Genomic DNA, 16,115 nt, shown 5'->3' with positions numbered 1-16,115 from the left:
TGTACTAAAAAAGGGTAAGCTTAACGTTTTGAAGTTGTAAGCGCACCGATCACTGTTTTGCCGGCTAGAGGCAGCTGGTGCAGGGTACCGCTTTGTTGAAGCGCTGAGAGAGGAAGGTAACGTTTGCCTTTCGGACCCGCAGCGGCATAGACGATGGCCGGACTGCTGCCGCTTGTCTTCCCGCTGGAACCGGCAGGCAGCCAGCGCTGATACCCCGTAATCATAAAAGGCGCTCCGGTCGTATCATTCCTGCCAGCAGACTGAAAGACGAGACTGCCGCTTTGATTCAGCAGAACAGTGAAGTTTTCTGCGCTGTCCAGCTTCAGCTTGGGGCTGGTCAGCCACTGCAAATCAGCGTATGGATCATCCAGACCTTCACTCCGGTAGGTCTGCAGGGGAGACCAGTTCGAGTCCAGCCCGGAGAATGTATTGACTCCATCTAACTGTACCTTCAGGACCTCTTCTGCTTTGTCTGAACTCCACGGCAGAACTTGCGGTACCGAAGCATTGATATATATATCCGTATGGTCGAGCGTTAATTTCCACACCGGGAGCAAAGAGGCGTAAAGAGCCGTCAGTTCAAGCTTTCCTGAATAATCTGAAGTGATGAGTTCCTCCTGCACCAGAAACTGGCGCAGATCGGTCAAGCTGTAAGGCAGCCCGGAGGTTCCGGTGCCGTATTCGCTAAGCATATAACCGCCTTGCTCTGTAGCCGAGACAATCAGGTATCCGATGCGCTGCTCGCCGTCCATGATATTAACAAGCCAGCTATGTGTGCCCGGTCCCAGCGGATAATAGTCGGTGCGGGCTTCTTTCCAGCTTGTGAAGGGAGCATCGGCGGACAGCTTGCGGATGGTCAGCTTGGTGAAGTCCTGCAGCGATTCCGTTGATGGTTGCGTCTTGATCGCAAGTGAGGCCAACGCATTATGGGAGACTGCTTGTGTGACAGTGACGCGGGTGTCCTTAGCGGCATAGACAGCCGGAAAGGCAGAGCTTGCCGACAGTCCGATTGTGCAGAGGCACAGAATGAGGAGGAAGCGGCCGCGACGACCAGGCACGGCCTTCCGCCTTGATTTTATAGTCATGTCGTCGTTCACCTTTCTTGGTCCAAATCAAATCATATTCATGGAACGGGTATAAATTAATTGTAGCGGACAAGCTCTAAAAAGGGTGTTGCATGATGTCGCGCCGGGCTGCGGGAATTCCGCTGTTTTTTTGCCTGCTTTTAGCGAGCAGGGTCGCATTCTATGTGCTGCGCAGATGGAACAGGCCGTAGGTTACGGCAGAAACTGCAACCTGCGGCTCGTATTGCCAGGAGGTCTCCTTCCGGCGGCGGTTGTATTGCTCCTGGATCGCCAGCCGTTTCTCTTCGTCCTGTTCTTTGAGCAGCTCCTCATAATAAATGTCTACGATGCTCAGCTCAAGCCGCAGCCTTTCCCGGGCCTCCTCCGCCCAGCTGTAGTCCAGTTTCGCAAGCTGTGAAGTCAAATAAGCCTCCAGCCGGTCGGCCCCGGCGGTAATGGTAAGCTCCGAGGGCTGGATGTGAATATTCTCCGGCAAGCGGGGAGTTAATTCCCGTGAATTCAGCTTCGTGCCAAAGTCGGCGGCAATGATCCCGCTGGTTAAGGATATTCCTATAAAATGCAGCTCTTCCCGCTTCAGATCGCAAGTCATCTCTACTTTGTAACAGACACCGAGCCACGGTTCATAGGCCGCAGAGAACAACGTCATCCGCTGCCTGCTTCCCGGGTCCTCGAACAGCTGCAGACATTTGCCCTCATCACGCGCGGCGGCCCAGATCTGCTTCAGCCGCTTGCTGCCGTATACTATATCCTCGCGGCGGATCATGCCCGGGCCGATCCGCGGCAGTACCGGCACAACGCCGAAGTAGCGGGCGAGAATGCCGTCCTGCGGATCTGCTTCAGCGGGAGCCGCCCCTGCGGATGGCGGCTGCCCGAAACCGGCCGCCGGGCTGTCCGCGCCGGCTTCCATCTCTGCCGCGCCAAGGTTGCCTCCTGCGCCCGGCAGAAGCCCGGCCGCAGGGCGGTTTGCCGCACCCCGCTGTGCCCGGGGCGGAGGAGCGGCCTGCGCGGCCAAGCTGTCGTACTTCTCCGGGTCGAAGACGAAGGTGAACGACAACGTCTCCGGATCGACGCCGGTGCGTTCCACGAACCCCCAATAATAAGGCCGGTCGGTGAGCATCCGGTCGGCGCGCGGTGAGAGCTTCACTGTCACATGCAGCGGAGATACCTCAAGGATCGAGCACTCCGTTGCTTCCAGATAATCCATGACGTGCTTGCGGACTTGCTGCGGAGAAAGGGTCATCAGGTGGCCTCGCTTTCATTCTGTATGCCTTGGGTCAGCTCGCTGATGGATTCGCCGATGTGGTCGAGTCCGCTGCGCAGCTCCTCGTCGCTGCGGGCTTCAAGCATGATTTTATAAAGGCTTTTCTCCAGTGATTCCTTTTTCTCGAAACGTTCCAGGATCACATCCAAACCGCCGATAACCATCTCGAACATATTGATTTTCTCATGCAGCAGATGCAGGATATGCTCTTCGATGGTGCCTTCTGTGGAGAGGTTGTAGATGACCACATCGTTCTCCTGGCCCAGACGGTGGACCCGGCCAATCCGCTGCTCGACCCGCATCGGGTTCCACGGCAGATCGAAATTGATCATATGGTGGCAGAACTGCAAATTGATGCCCTCGCCGCCAGCTTCCGTAGCAATCATGACCTGGGCCCGTCCACGGAAAAGATCCATCATCCAGTCCTTCTTGCCGCGGTTCATCCCGCCGGAGTATGACACACACTGCAGCCCGTGTTCGCGGAAGTATTGCAGCAAATATTCCTGTGTGGCGCGGTATTCAGTGAAGACGATAACCTTTTCGTTCATTTCACGGATCAGCTCCATCGTTTTCTCCGCTTTGGTATTCGTCTTGACGGTGCGGATGCTCTGCAGCAGCTCCATCATCCGCTCCCGTTTCGGAGAATCGGCAGGCAGCTTTTTGATCAGGTTCACCAGAGTAATGAATACAGCATCACGGCTGCTGCATACCTCACGCTGAAGCGTAACCAGAGAGAGCATGCTGCTGAGATTGCCGCCTGATTCCTGATATTGGTCTTTGACAAAGGCGGTAACGCCGTCATATAATACCTTCTCTTCCGGTGAGAGCGTGAGCGGAATATTGCGGACCTTGCGCTTGGTGAAGTTGACCGGGCCCTCGCCGCGGCGGTTGCGGATCATAACTTTGGACAGCTCGCCCCTCAGCTGGACTTCATTCTTCGGCTGGCGTTTGTCCACGACGAAATTAGCGGCAAAATCCCCCTGATTGCCAAGCTGCCCCGGCTTCAGCAGGGTGATCAGGTTGAACAGCTCGCCGAGGTCATTCTGTACAGGAGTGGCGGTGAGCAGCAGACAGTACTTTTTGCGCAGCTGCTGAACAAACTGGTAGTTGGTGGACTTCTTGTTCTTCAGCTTATGGGCCTCGTCGATAATCAGCATGTCGTATTCGCTGCCGAGCAGCAGTTCTTTATGCGGATCACGTTTGGCGGTGTCCATGGAGGCGACCACAATGTCATTTCCCCAGGAATAGGACTTCTTCTGTGCTACGGCAGTAATGCCGAATTTGGCGTTCAGCTCGCGAACCCACTGCAGGACGAGCGAGGCGGGAACCAGAATCAGCACTTTGCTTACCAGTCCGCGTACCAAATATTCCTTAAGCACGAGACCAGCTTCGATCGTTTTGCCGAGTCCGACTTCGTCGGCGAGAATCGCCCGGCCCGACATTTCAAAGAGTACCTTATGAGCGGTATCAAGCTGGTGGGGAAGCGGAGACAGACCTGATAAATGCTTCAGGCATTGCAGCTCGTCGAAGCTGGTGACAAGGCCCGATTCTTCGCCCTGAACGGCAAGCCGGGATAACCTCAGGTCTCCCCAAGGCCCGCCTTTCTCCAGTCTCGACTCCAGATCATGCAGCCAGTTTCGCTCAAAGGATAGGGGAACAGGCAGCAGCGGTACGGGTGTATTGAGCTCTTGCGTCAGGGAATTGCGGGATAATTGCGTCATGTTGCAGCCTCCTCCGGCGCTGTATCATATCGAACTAGCGTAGAAGTAGTATGCTCGTAAAAGAGAGAATTCATAACCTGATATGGATTGCGAAAGAGTTGTGCATATTAAAGATTCACTCACCCGCAGATGAAACTTTTAGTTTCTGATTTTATAAAAAAACGAGCAAGAGTGAGAAAAGGCGTCATGAATGCCGATTTTTCGCCACGGGGCTTCTTATATCGAAAAAGACCTCCGATACAATATGTGGTATAGTTTAAAAGCTGACGCACACAATATATTGTTACAAATGCTTGAAATATTGATTTATCAGAGCATTTGCCGGTTATTTGTTATTGACAAGAGGAACTTCCTTTGCACAAGCAGGGCAGCTGGAAGTTTTTGTTGTGGGTCACAAAACGTAAGCCCACATCATGGAACGGAAGATTTACATATCATACATCCGGGAGGTTTTTCTATTGAGTACAGTGAAACGTAAGCAGCGCCTTGAGGGCCTTAGCGAGAAAATATTTTTGGACCGGTATGCGTGGAAGGATGCGGACAGCAATAATGCCAAAGTAGGCGATGTTGTTCTCGTTCTGACCAAAGACGATCCCAAATTCCCTACCAAGGAAGTTGGCGAAATTGTGGAGCGCAGCGGACGGATTGTTACCGTGAAGACACGTAGTGGTGAACTGGTGAAATCGGATGTAGAAAAGCTTACGCTTAATATAGAGAAAACTCCGGAGGAAATGTGGGACCGGCTCGCAGCCGCCATGGCTTCGGTAGAGAAAACGCCTGAGCTTCAGGACGAATGGACAGGCAAGTTCCGCTCCATTCTCGATGACTGGAAGCTTGTACCGGGCGGCCGGATCGCCGCAGGTGCCGGTGCCAGTGAAGAGCTGACGCTGTTCAACTGTTATGTAGTACCTTCGCCTAAAGACAGCCGCGGCGGAATTATGCAGACACTGTCGGAAATGACCGAGATTATGGCCCGCGGCGGCGGTGTGGGGATTAACCTGTCTTCGCTGCGTCCCCGCCGTGCTATCGTTAGAGGCGTGAACGGATCATCCAGCGGCTCTGTCTCCTGGGGCGGGCTGTTCAGCTATACGACCGGCCTGATTGAGCAGGGCGGCAGCCGCCGTGGCGCGCTGATGCTGATGATCAATGACTGGCACCCGGATGTGGTTGATTTCATTACTGTGAAGCAGACTATGGGTCAAGTGACCAATGCCAACCTTTCAGTATGTGTCAGCAACGCTTTTATGAAAGCTGTTAAAGAAGATCTCGACTGGGAGCTTGTATTCCCGGATACGACTGACCCTGATTATGATACGATTTGGGACGGTGACCTCGATAAATGGAAAGCGGACGGCCGCCGGGTCATTCCTTACCGTACAGTTAAAGCACGCGATGTATGGCATACGATTATTGAATCAGCCTGGAAATCGGCAGAGCCGGGCGTAGTATTCATGGAATACTACAATCAAATGTCTAACAGCTGGTACTTTAATCCGATTATTTGTACCAATCCGTGCGGTGAGCAAGGACTTCCGGGCTGGGGCGTCTGCAACCTGTCTGCTGTCAATCTTTCGAAGTTCTACGATGCGGAGAATCATGATGTGGACTGGGCCGATCTGGCGACGACTACCCGTTATTCTGTTCGTTTCCTGGACAATGTCATTGACAAGACGCCGTATCATTTCCCGGAAAATGAAGCCAACCAGAAGTTGGAACGCCGCGTAGGCCTTGGAACCATGGGTCTGGCTGAGCTGATGATCAAACTGAACATCCGCTACGGCAGTCCTGAATCGCTGGAGTTTCTGGACAAGCTGTACGGCTTTATGGCCCGCGAAGCGTATCTGGCCTCAGCGGAAATTGCCGGCGAGAAGGGTTCGTTCCAGGCGTTTGATACCGACAAATATCTGCAGAGCGGATTTATGAAAAATATCACCGAAGTTTATCCGGAGGTGGGTGAATCCATCCGCAAGCACGGCATGCGCAACGTTACCGTTATTACCCAGGCGCCTACAGGCAGCACAGGTACAATGGTAGGAACTTCGACTGGTATTGAGCCTTATTTTGCCTTCAAATATTTCCGTCAAAGCCGTCTCGGCTACGACGAGCAGTTCGTGCCGATCGCACAGGAATGGCTGGAAGCCCATCCGGGTGAAGAGCTGCCTGATTATTTCGTAACTTCGATGGATTTGTCGGCTAAGGATCACATCCGTGCTCAGGCTGCCATTCAGCGCTGGGTGGACAGCTCGATCTCCAAGACCGCCAACTGCCCGTCAGACTTCACCGTTGAAGAAACTGCCGAGCTGTACGAAATGGCCTTCGATCTGGGCTGCAAAGGTGTAACTATATACCGCGATGGCAGCCGCGATGTGCAAGTGCTGGAAACCACGAAGAAGGAAGACAAGAAAGAGGCTCCGGCAGCGGAAACGGCTGCACCGGAGGCAGTAGAAGTTGCACCGGCCAGTGCGGTTGTGGCAGCAAGCCCTGCGCCACAGGCCAATGCCAATGTTGTCGACAAGCAGTACAAGAAACGCCCGCAGGTGCTGCGCGGCGCAACCTATAAGATCAACACGCCATTCGGCATGGCGTATATCACTATCAACGACCTGGATGGCATTCCGGCAGAAATCTTCCTGAATGTCGGCAAAGCGGGTTCCGACGTCTTCGCCATGGCGGAAGCATTGGGCCGTGTCTGCTCGCTGTTCCTCCGTTACGGCGACCACGGCGAGAAGGTGGAGCTGCTGATCAAGCATCTCAAGGGCATCGGCGGCTCCGGCGCCATCGGCTTCGGCGCGAACCGCGTCGAGTCCATCGCCGACGCGGTAGCGAAGGCACTGGAAACACATGTGCTGAACAATGCACATGACGACCATGTCCCAGCTCCGATCGCGGCAACGCTGGAGCTGGAGGATTTCAACGAAGCGCTGAACGCCGAGTTGAAAGCGAGCGTACCGTCTGCGGCAGTAGCGGACGACGGCCACGGCGGCCATGCCGCACACAGCCATGGGGCGTTCTCCCGCGACCTCTGCCCATCCTGCGGCAGCGCCTCGCTGGTTAACATCGAAGGCTGTAAGACCTGCAGCAACTGCGGGTATAGCCGGTGTGGGTAAGAAGTAGGTTCAAAAGAAACCAAGAATGATTGTTGTGATGGATCACCAAAGAAATGACCACGAAAGCTGCAAATAATGACTCATGAAAAGAGAAAAAAAAGATTTTATACATCTAATGGTTTAAAAATACAATCAGTTATATTAATACAAATATTCATATAAATATTCGATTTTGAGGTTTCTAAAGGATTTCACAATTAAATATTGTTTTAAGATTAATGTAATAACGTGGGATGCTTTAGTTGCTCTCACGTTTTTTATTGAGGTTTTTCATTTTATGGATATTTATCCATAATTTATGACAAGGAATAACCATGGAGGAAAAAGAAGGTTTGGGAAATTAGCTAATTGTATGTTACTCAATGTGAAGTGAATTTCATTTCTTTCGTTGATACGTGATAGTGGTAAGGGAAGAAGGTGGGTAAAACGTAAAGGATTTGAGGCTGTATCAGTAGAATGAGTCCCTTATCCATGACGAAATCCAAAGCCATTATAGACAGGCGAGGTAGACTCCAGTAGTTCCGGGCGGAAAGAGGATGTTTTAATCTGGAGAGGCCTGCCGAATATATAAGGAACAATATGTAACTTCAGCCAAGAGACTTCGCTGGAGAGGCTATAATCTTAAACGGTAATCTTGAGCCTATTCAAGATTTTACGTGAACGAGTGAAGCAAACTGTTTTGAAGGCTGTAGGAATGACATATGCACCAAATATAGAAATCAAGTCTTAGTTGCCGTCTGAAATAAATAGACTACTACAATCATTAACTCTTTGGGTTGGTGATAATGAAGATAGTGGTTATCATGGACAAATGAGTGAGTTGAGCTTAGGAGGGGCGAATTTAATTTATATTTCGTTAAATTGCTTGAGTACGAATTAAAACAATCTAATGACAAAGTAGCTCATTTTTTGCTTATAGAGGAACCCGAGGATCATATTCACACGTATATTCAAAAAACTCTCTTTGAAAAGTATGGCTATCAAAACACTCAGGTTATTATTTCTACACATTCGACGCATATCTCTGCTGCAAGTAAAATTCGTTCCGAAAACATACTAGGGCCTGGACGCAAACCTATTTAAGCCATAAACGAAAAGAAAGTAGCGTCAAAAATGCCATGAACATGCCCAGAAAAAAACTATAGGAGGAAGACCAAGGACCATATGTGCTCGGTAAATCTCGCCATGGTGCTCCCGTTCGCGCAACCCATAGCACGGCATTCAGCATCTGGCGCCGATCCTTGGGCGGACGACCTCCTTGTTTTTTTCGGGCCGGGGGTAGCAAGGGATCAAGGATATTCCATTCTTCATCCGTTAACTCGTATCTTCGTCTCATACCCCTTATTTTACTAGATTTTCACGAGTTGTACAGTTTTCGTACAGGCCCTAATAAAATTTTTGTTCAATCCACGATCCAAAATTCAAAGTATACTTTATATGCCCGGACAGCACCACTCTAAAATAATCAGGTGAGAGCAGTTCATAATAAAACTTCCGGTTTCCGCCTGAATACACCTGATTATATTGCTCAATTATCTGATCTCTAATCGTTTCGAGTTCTTCTTGATTTTTTATTGGAATATTTAACGCTAACAAAGATTGTTTAAAAGTCTCAGGGGTATTGAAATTTTCGATAAATTCAGTAAATGGATTATTAAGACTTGCATCTCCAGTCAGCTTTCGTATATCTGCTAACGTAAACCGCCATTGACCGCCCACTTTAGTACCCGTAAGTTCACCAGATTTCAAATAATTACTTATTGTCCTAGTGGTCACTTGTAATTCTTTTGCCAGTTCCTCGACTGTCCAATAGTTCTTCATTTTTGTTCTCCGTCTCTATTGAAATCATTTTGGTTGCATACTTAACAGAATCACTAACATGAGAAGTATATATCACAATCTTATCCTTTGCCATAGTCAGCAGAGCATTAAAAATGTCATCAGACGAAGCTTGGTCAATGCTGCTTGTACTTTCATCTAAAATATATACATCCGCATCCTTCAGCAGCATTCTGGCAATGGCAATCCTCTGCTTTTCTCCCCCTGATAAATTAGCCCCGTTCTCTGTTAACAGAGTATTCCAATCCTTTACTTTTAGTATTGCCTCTAAAACCTTTGATTTTTCAATCATGCTTTTCTGCTCATTCGTCAGCAAATTACCGAATCCAATATTCTCCTCCAGACTTCTTGATAAGATTGTCGTATTTTGAGATAGATAAGCTATTCTTGATCTTAAAGAAACATTACTGATTTTATGTATTGGAGTGTTATTCATTTTGATTCCATTACTGGGCCGGAATTTCAGCAAAAGCTTCAGTAAGGATGATTTTCCGGAACCTGAAGGACCCTTAAGATAAACGACTTGGCCTCTGCATACACTTTCTTGTAGCGGGTATCTGAAACTTAACTTACCAAGCTTAAACTCAGGATTATCTAATGTAATCGAATCAATTGAATCTATATGAATAGAACTATCCACCTCTATATTGTCGTCCAAATCACTCTTAATGAAGTCTAGACTCGTTTCCAATGTTTTTAGATTTAGATTAACTTCAGTTAATCCTCTTAAGGAGTTAAAAAATAAGGGTAATACAACGCCAATAATGACAATGCTACTCATCGGTAACCATTCCTGTGTGATTGAATAAGCGATAGTTACGTATATTATATTCTGAAAAAGCTGATTGATAAAATCAATGATAGAGCTGGAACCCTGTGCAAACTTATTTGTATTAGCCAATGTCTGATACATTTTCCCTATTCCAGGCAGTACAGCTTTCTCCAAAAAAGCATAATTGGGCAGCTGTTTGATATTATCGACATTTGACAGCGTAGATACTAAATCTTTGTTGGCAGTGGCACTTTCATATTGCATAGCTTCCATCTTTCGCTTTAAGTTTTTGTTTATAAAACGGAATCCAAAATAATTAATGGGGATAAGAATCAGTAAAAATAAAAATATAGACCAGTGAACTGAATAAGCCAATATAAGGGAAACTATTATGATAAAGCTGGATTGAGTTAAGCCTTCAAAACTGGAGATTATGAACAAATATAAGGTATCCACAGCTGAAAAAATCCTGTTAATCAAGTATGTGGGTTCAAGCTTGCTGTACGCATCATAGTTCATTTTATACATTTTCCGTAAAAGTGAGGATAGATGCTCTGTATTAAACTTTGCAGCATAGTTCTGCCTGTAAATTAAAAAAGTAAATTGCAGTACAAAAGAAACAAACATTGCAGCAATAACAACTCCGAATGTATTAGTACTTACTTCCGTTTGCTGATTGGATGAAAACTGAATGATGATTGGAGTAATTGTAGCAGTTATAGAAGTAAGCACTACTAACAGTATGGTAATTACAACGAATTTTTTATTCTTCGTAATTAAATCCTTCATATGGAATTTACCCCCTTTATTAAACTGCTTTCCGGTAATCTTATAATTTCGAAAGATACCACAAATTTCATTATTTTTCAATGTAAAAATGAAATTTAAAGAATTGTGAAACAGTTAAATTTTTTGTTTTATTTTTTTAATTCCACCTCATAACACCACCATATTATAACTAAATTGACATTTATAAGTAATAATAATTACTTATTATCCCTTTAATCCCATTAAATAATTTTATTAAACTAAGTATTGTAAAATATTTATAGTTATATTATAAATAGATTGTAATCAAAAAATGTAGCAGGGGAAAAGGAAACAAGTTGAAAGGAGGAAAAATAATGAAATACACTAAACCTACTTTGAAATTAATCAATGAAGTTTCTCTCGGATGCAAATGCGGAATGCTAGTCGGGGCAGGTGCATAATCTACTTAATGATTTCCAGCACTACTTATACAAGCAGCGATTAAGAAGACATGCTATACCAGGAATTAAAGTCTTAATAAAGGAGGGCGTAGATATGAAGTATGAAAAACCTGAAGTAAAAGAAATGAATAAGATTGCTTACCTAGCATGTGCTTGTGGAATGCTTGTAGGCATGGGCAGATAAGGTTAATTTTCCCCTGCTATACCTTGTCTAAAAGGAGAGTTATCAATGGTCAATGTTTACGAGTATAAGAATCAGTTTATTATACATAATTCCAATAATAACGGTTGGCTTTGCTTAACTCATGAAGAATACCAGGAATTCAGAAAAATTCAAAATAAAGAAGATACGATGAATTTAGATTTGTTAAGAAAGACTAAATTGTACAGAATTTTTGATAATAATGAGCTTTCCCTTAACTCCACGTTCCTATCTGCAATTGAAAATTCTCTCCCCAGTGTTGTATATATTGTAATGACAGATCGATGTAACTTGAGTTGTGTGTATTGTTATGCAGAGGCTGAGAGTAGTAAATGCATCACTAGTGAGCTCACCGTCGATGAGTATAAAACTGTATTCAATGAATTAACAGAACTTGGAATAAACGAAATTGTTTTTACAGGCGGAGAAGTAGGTCTGAAGAAAAATTTTTACGAGATTTTAGACTGTGCCTTCTCATTAGGTTTAAACTGCAAAATAATCACTAATGGAAGTGCTATTTTTAATAAGGTGAGAGCACAATTTGTTGCTGATCGATGCACCAAAATCACCGTTAGCCTTGATTCATTAGATGAAGGGAAAAATGATATGAATAGAGGTACGGGTTGTTACAGAGTAGCCAAGCAATCCATACAAAATCTAATTGATATCGGATATACCAATATAAACATTAACCAAACTATTACCTCGTGGAATAAGTACGATATCAGTGACATGATCAGCTTTGCTAATCAACATAATATTCAAGTAAATATCGGGTCCTACTGTGAAATGGGGAGAGGAAAACAAAGTCAAAATACTCTAACTATCTCAGAGCGAGTCCAAATAGAAAAGCTATCTATTCAGACAAAGGCAAACAAAATCACACCGTTTTGCTACAATTTACACTGTGGCCAAGGGGTTAGTGAGTTTTCCATCAATCCAGCAGGGAATGTGTATACTTGCAAATTACTAGATACAAGCGATTTCTTTCTAGGCAACATTCGCTCTGAATCGTTAAAAAGTATTTTAGCCAACCGCTTCAATTCTGTAGATACCAAAAAATTCATGGTAAACTCCTTTGAAAAATGTTCCGATTGTTCATTTAAGTATTTATGTGGGGGGTCGTGTAGAGCTACACATTATTATGCTACTAACGGGTCAGATCCTCAGAATATAGATTCTAAAGAATGTGAAGTTAACAAAGAAATTATTATGGAACATATGTATCTATACTTTAACAGTGAGGGAGTTTAATTATCATGTACACTCTAAACGATGAGCTACTTTATGATATTCGTGATAAGAAAGTCATCCTATCCCTTGATGATGTTGGATTTATCCTTGATGATAATGTATCGGTTTTTATTTTTAAAAAATTGTGTGATGGACCTATAGACTTAGCATCATGTGTATCAACTGTTAGAGATTTTTTTGCAATTGAAACAGTTCATCTACCAAATATAATGACCGATATTGAGCTGTTTCTAAATGATTTAACTGCGAAAAATATAGTACTGGTATCTTGATGAAAATACATTCAAGTGGTATTTCCATGTTACCGACGTACAAGGAAGGAGATCTTCTAGACGTAGATATATTTAATAATAGCCCTGAAATTGGAGATACAATTGTTTATAGCTCTAATAATGATTATATAGCACATAGAGTTATTGGCTATTTTAATGATATTTTCATCTGTAAAGGAGATAATTTTCAATATTACGATCCTCCGATAAATCGCTCTGATATTATTGGGGTTGTACGTAACTCAAATAGGCAAAGCAACAATATTGAGATTCTATTGACAGATCTATGTGGTTATCAACAGACACAGATGTTTAACCAAACAGTACTCGTAACCACAGAAGAAAAAATCGCTATCGATTACAGTAACATTATTTTAGAGAAACCAGTTAACTCAATGCTCCCCGCAATTTATGTTATAGACACCTCTGAAATTGACTTAAAAACCATTCTTAGCAATAATTTTTTTAGTAGCGTTTATTTTAAAAGATAAGAATTTATATGTTTTGGGGTAAGCGAAATGTTCAAAAACGAACAATCGCAGGTATTTCCAAGGACGATCTTGAGACATTCATACATGTGTTGAGTATTATGGTTGAACATACAAAATAGCGAAAATATTCTTTGTGTTCGGTTATTCTTAGGATTTGGGAACGCGAAGCCCTTGTGAAAGACCGTGTAAAGCTCCAGATGAATAATGAAGAAAAACATAATTCTCTTTTATTATTGGAGAAGTAGGGACTGACCCTATAATGTGAGACAAATTAAAACACCTTCAAGAGAATGTACCCTTGTTGTAGGGTATGAATGGGAGATGATCTTGGGGTGTTTTTTGTGTTGGCAACGGCAGCTCCCGGTATTATTCATTTTGTGCTATTCATTATTAGCATTGTACTAACTGCGAAATGCTAATCTACTCTACAATATGAATATTAGTTCAACGAGGAGGCAGTTGCAGAATGAAACTTAAAACGGTGAGAAGCAAAAGCATGTTTGATGGGAGTTGGAGTTTTCACAAAGGGGAGATCCGGATTCCCTACGCAGTCAAGGGTGGGATGACAGGCGGTATTACCGATGCGAGCTCTCTGAAGGAGGGGGAGTGGCTGGATATCGCTTTTAACGATAAAGGGATGGGTGAACAGCAGCTTGAATGGAGTTCTGTGAATCTGCCGCATGACTGGTGTGTAGAGCAGCAATATGTTCAGGATGAGTCGCTGGGCTCGCGGGACGGCAGCCATGGTTATTTGCCGGGCGGGATAGGCTATTACCGCAAAACCTTCGAGCTTCCGGCAGACGCTGCCGGGAGCAAGTGGACAGTACGCTTTGACGGAGTATCCGGCACCAGCACGGTATGGGTCAACGGTCATCTGATCGGCTCGCATCATGGTGGTTATATAGGTTTCAGTTATGATTTGTCGGATGTTCTCCGTTACGGCGAGGAAGGCAGAAATGTCATTCTCGTCAAAGTCGATGCAACAGAATGCGAAGGCTGGTGGTATGAGGGCTGCGGCATTTACCGACATGTCTGGCTGGAGAATACAGACCGCCTGCATGTGGCCGAATACGGCACCTATGTAACGACACCGGAAGTTACCAAAGAACAGGCTATGGTCAATATCCGCACCCGCATCCGCAATGATTACACAGAGGGCCTTCCAGTATCCCTGCGCACGGTGATATATGATGGTGCCGGATTGCAGGTCTGTGCTAAGATGGAGGACGCCTATGCGGACTGGTACACCGAGACGGAACTGGAGCAGATTTTCGAAGTGGAGCAGCCTATGCTCTGGTGTCCTGAATCACCATATCTGTACAAGGCAGAATCGACTGTCATATATGAAGGAAAAGAGCTTGACCGGTATGAGACGGTGTTCGGCATCCGCAGCATCCGCTTCGATGCGGATGAAGGGTTCTTTCTGAACGAAGAACCGCTGCTGATTAAAGGGACATGCAATCATCAGGATTTCGCCGGGGTCGGCGTGGCGCTGCCGGACAGCCTGATCGAATATAAGCTCAGACTGCTTAAAGAAATGGGCTCTAATGCCTATCGCAGTGCACATCATCCGCCGACTCCCGAGCTGCTGGATATGTGCGACCGGATCGGTATGCTGGTCATGGATGAGAACCGCAAGCTTGACAGCAGCCCTGGCGGCCTGAGTCAACTGAAGCGGATGCTCTACCGGGACCGGAATCACCCTTGTGTGATCATCTGGAGTCTGGAGAATGAGGAGGTTTTGGAAGGCACCGTAACGGGCGCCCGGATACTCAAGACGCTCGCAGATACTACCCGCCGGATAGATCCGACAAGGCCGACCTCTGCTGCGATGAACCACGGCTGGAATGAGAATGGCTACAATGATGCGGTAGAGATTACAGGCTACAATTACGGGCACCGGGAACACCTCAACATTGATATCCGCGACCACGAGCAGTATCCGGAGCGTCTCATGATCGGCAGTGAATGTGCCAGTTATACCGCAACCCGGGGAATCTATGAAGATGACCCGGTAAGGGGCTACTGCTCCGAATATGGCACGAATATTCCTTCATGGGGATGCACCCCGCAGCAGGCGTGGAGTGATCTTGTGAATAACCGCTTTTTGACTGGCGTCTTCATGTGGACCGGGTTCGATTACCGGGGAGAGCCTACTCCATATCTGTGGCCGTGCGTGAACTCGCATTTCGGGCTGATGGACACCTGCGGGTTCCCTAAAGACAGCTATTACTATATGCAGGCGGTCTGGAAGGATGAGCCGATCGTTCATTTGCTTCCGCATTGGAATTGGCCCGGGTCGGAGGGGAAGCGGATCGAGGTGCGCGTGTTCTCGAATACCGATACGGTGGAGCTGAGCCTGAACGGCAAAAGCCTGGGTGAACAGCAGGTGGACAAGACCGGGTATTTATCGTGGGAGGTCGTATATGAGCCCGGCGAGTTAAAAGCAGTCGGAAAACGCGGCGGTCATGTGATTGCCGAGAAGGCTGTTGTTACAGCAGGCCAGCCATACCAGATTTGCTTGTACCCTGATCGGCTGGAGGGTCAAGCGGATGGTTTGGATACGATTCCGGTTCGGGTTGCCATCCTGGATGAACAGGGGCATATCGTTCCGGCGGCCGATAATGAGATCCGCTTTGAAGTGACGGGCGCCGGGTCTCTGCTTGGTGTAGGCAACGGGAATCCAAGCAGCCATGAACCGGACAAGTCTGCGATCCGGCGGGCTTTTAACGGCTGGTGCTTGGCCTTGATTCAGACTTCACCAGCAGCAGGCTCCATTAAGGTGAAAGCCGTATCAATGGGACTGGCAGCGGCTGAAGTTGTACTAGAGGCAGCACCCGGGGAACCTTTATTTCCGGCCAGTGGAACGATAATATAGACATAACGAATTCCATACAGAG

The 16,115-nt window shown here is 46.3% G+C and carries 12 protein-coding genes; 6 read left to right on the top strand and 6 right to left on the bottom strand.

The window, feature by feature from the left end:
* Positions 1-20 precede the first annotated feature (20 nt).
* From NYE29_RS31885 to NYE29_RS31875, 3 genes are all read right to left on the bottom strand, one after another.
* Positions 21-1,085, bottom strand: a complete 1,065-nt coding sequence (locus NYE29_RS31885; RefSeq protein WP_340899106.1) for a hypothetical protein — start codon at positions 1,083-1,085, stop codon at positions 21-23.
* Positions 1,086-1,245: 160 nt separating this feature from the next.
* Complete coding sequence (locus NYE29_RS31880; protein ID WP_340899105.1) at positions 1,246-2,325, bottom strand: YqhG family protein; 1,080 nt, start codon at positions 2,323-2,325, stop codon at positions 1,246-1,248.
* Complete coding sequence (locus tag NYE29_RS31875) at positions 2,325-4,067, bottom strand: DEAD/DEAH box helicase (RefSeq protein WP_340899103.1); 1,743 nt, start codon at positions 4,065-4,067, stop codon at positions 2,325-2,327. The genes NYE29_RS31880 and NYE29_RS31875 overlap by 1 nt, the downstream gene beginning before the upstream one ends.
* 413 nt (positions 4,068-4,480) lie before the next feature.
* Here NYE29_RS31875 and NYE29_RS31870 point away from each other — a divergent pair, with 413 nt between their 5' ends.
* Positions 4,481-7,174 carry an adenosylcobalamin-dependent ribonucleoside-diphosphate reductase gene (locus tag NYE29_RS31870; protein ID WP_445322192.1) on the top strand — a complete coding sequence of 898 codons (2,694 nt, stop codon included), beginning with the start codon at positions 4,481-4,483 and terminating at the stop codon, positions 7,172-7,174.
* 861 nt (positions 7,175-8,035) lie between these two features.
* Positions 8,036-8,257, top strand: coding sequence for an AAA family ATPase (locus NYE29_RS31865; RefSeq protein ID WP_340899100.1), 222 nt, complete (start codon positions 8,036-8,038; stop codon positions 8,255-8,257).
* Here NYE29_RS31865 and NYE29_RS31860 read toward each other — a convergent pair.
* The 3 genes from NYE29_RS31860 to NYE29_RS31850 are packed head-to-tail and all read right to left on the bottom strand — an operon-like array spanning position 8,250 to position 10,574.
* On the bottom strand, positions 8,250-8,510 hold the full coding sequence (locus NYE29_RS31860; RefSeq protein ID WP_340899099.1) for a transposase: 261 nt from the start codon (positions 8,508-8,510) through the stop codon (positions 8,250-8,252). The genes NYE29_RS31865 and NYE29_RS31860 overlap by 8 nt on opposite strands.
* A gap of 50 nt (positions 8,511-8,560) precedes the next feature.
* Positions 8,561-8,995, bottom strand: a complete 435-nt coding sequence (locus tag NYE29_RS31855; RefSeq protein WP_340899098.1) for a helix-turn-helix domain-containing protein — start codon at positions 8,993-8,995, stop codon at positions 8,561-8,563.
* Positions 8,940-10,574 (bottom strand): ABC transporter ATP-binding protein, encoded by a 1,635-nt coding sequence (locus NYE29_RS31850; protein WP_340899097.1) that lies wholly within the window; start codon positions 10,572-10,574, stop codon positions 8,940-8,942. The genes NYE29_RS31855 and NYE29_RS31850 overlap by 56 nt, the downstream gene beginning before the upstream one ends.
* 651 nt (positions 10,575-11,225) lie before the next feature.
* On the opposite strand from NYE29_RS31850, the gene NYE29_RS31845 reads away from it, so the two are divergent.
* The 4 genes from NYE29_RS31845 (at position 11,226) to galA (ending at position 16,093) form a co-directional block, all read left to right on the top strand.
* Positions 11,226-12,452, top strand: coding sequence for a radical SAM/SPASM domain-containing protein (locus NYE29_RS31845; protein ID WP_340899095.1), 1,227 nt, complete (start codon positions 11,226-11,228; stop codon positions 12,450-12,452).
* Between the two features lie 5 nt (positions 12,453-12,457).
* Positions 12,458-12,724: a hypothetical protein gene (locus NYE29_RS31840; protein ID WP_340899093.1), complete on the top strand. Its 267-nt coding sequence runs from the start codon at positions 12,458-12,460 to the stop codon at positions 12,722-12,724.
* Positions 12,724-13,215: a S26 family signal peptidase gene (locus tag NYE29_RS31835; RefSeq protein ID WP_340899092.1), complete on the top strand. Its 492-nt coding sequence runs from the start codon at positions 12,724-12,726 to the stop codon at positions 13,213-13,215. The genes NYE29_RS31840 and NYE29_RS31835 overlap by 1 nt, the downstream gene beginning before the upstream one ends.
* A gap of 466 nt (positions 13,216-13,681) precedes the next feature.
* On the top strand, positions 13,682-16,093 hold the full coding sequence (galA, locus tag NYE29_RS31830; protein ID WP_340899091.1) for a beta-galactosidase GalA: 2,412 nt from the start codon (positions 13,682-13,684) through the stop codon (positions 16,091-16,093).
* Positions 16,094-16,115: the final 22 nt, after the last annotated feature.

The sequence above is a fragment of the Paenibacillus sp. FSL M7-1046 genome (assembly GCF_038007405.1).
In the GTDB taxonomy this organism is placed as follows: domain Bacteria; phylum Bacillota; class Bacilli; order Paenibacillales; family Paenibacillaceae; genus Paenibacillus_AQ.
The sequence above is the reverse complement of the archived record's forward strand: the minus strand, read 5'-3'. Positions and strand labels throughout refer to the sequence as shown.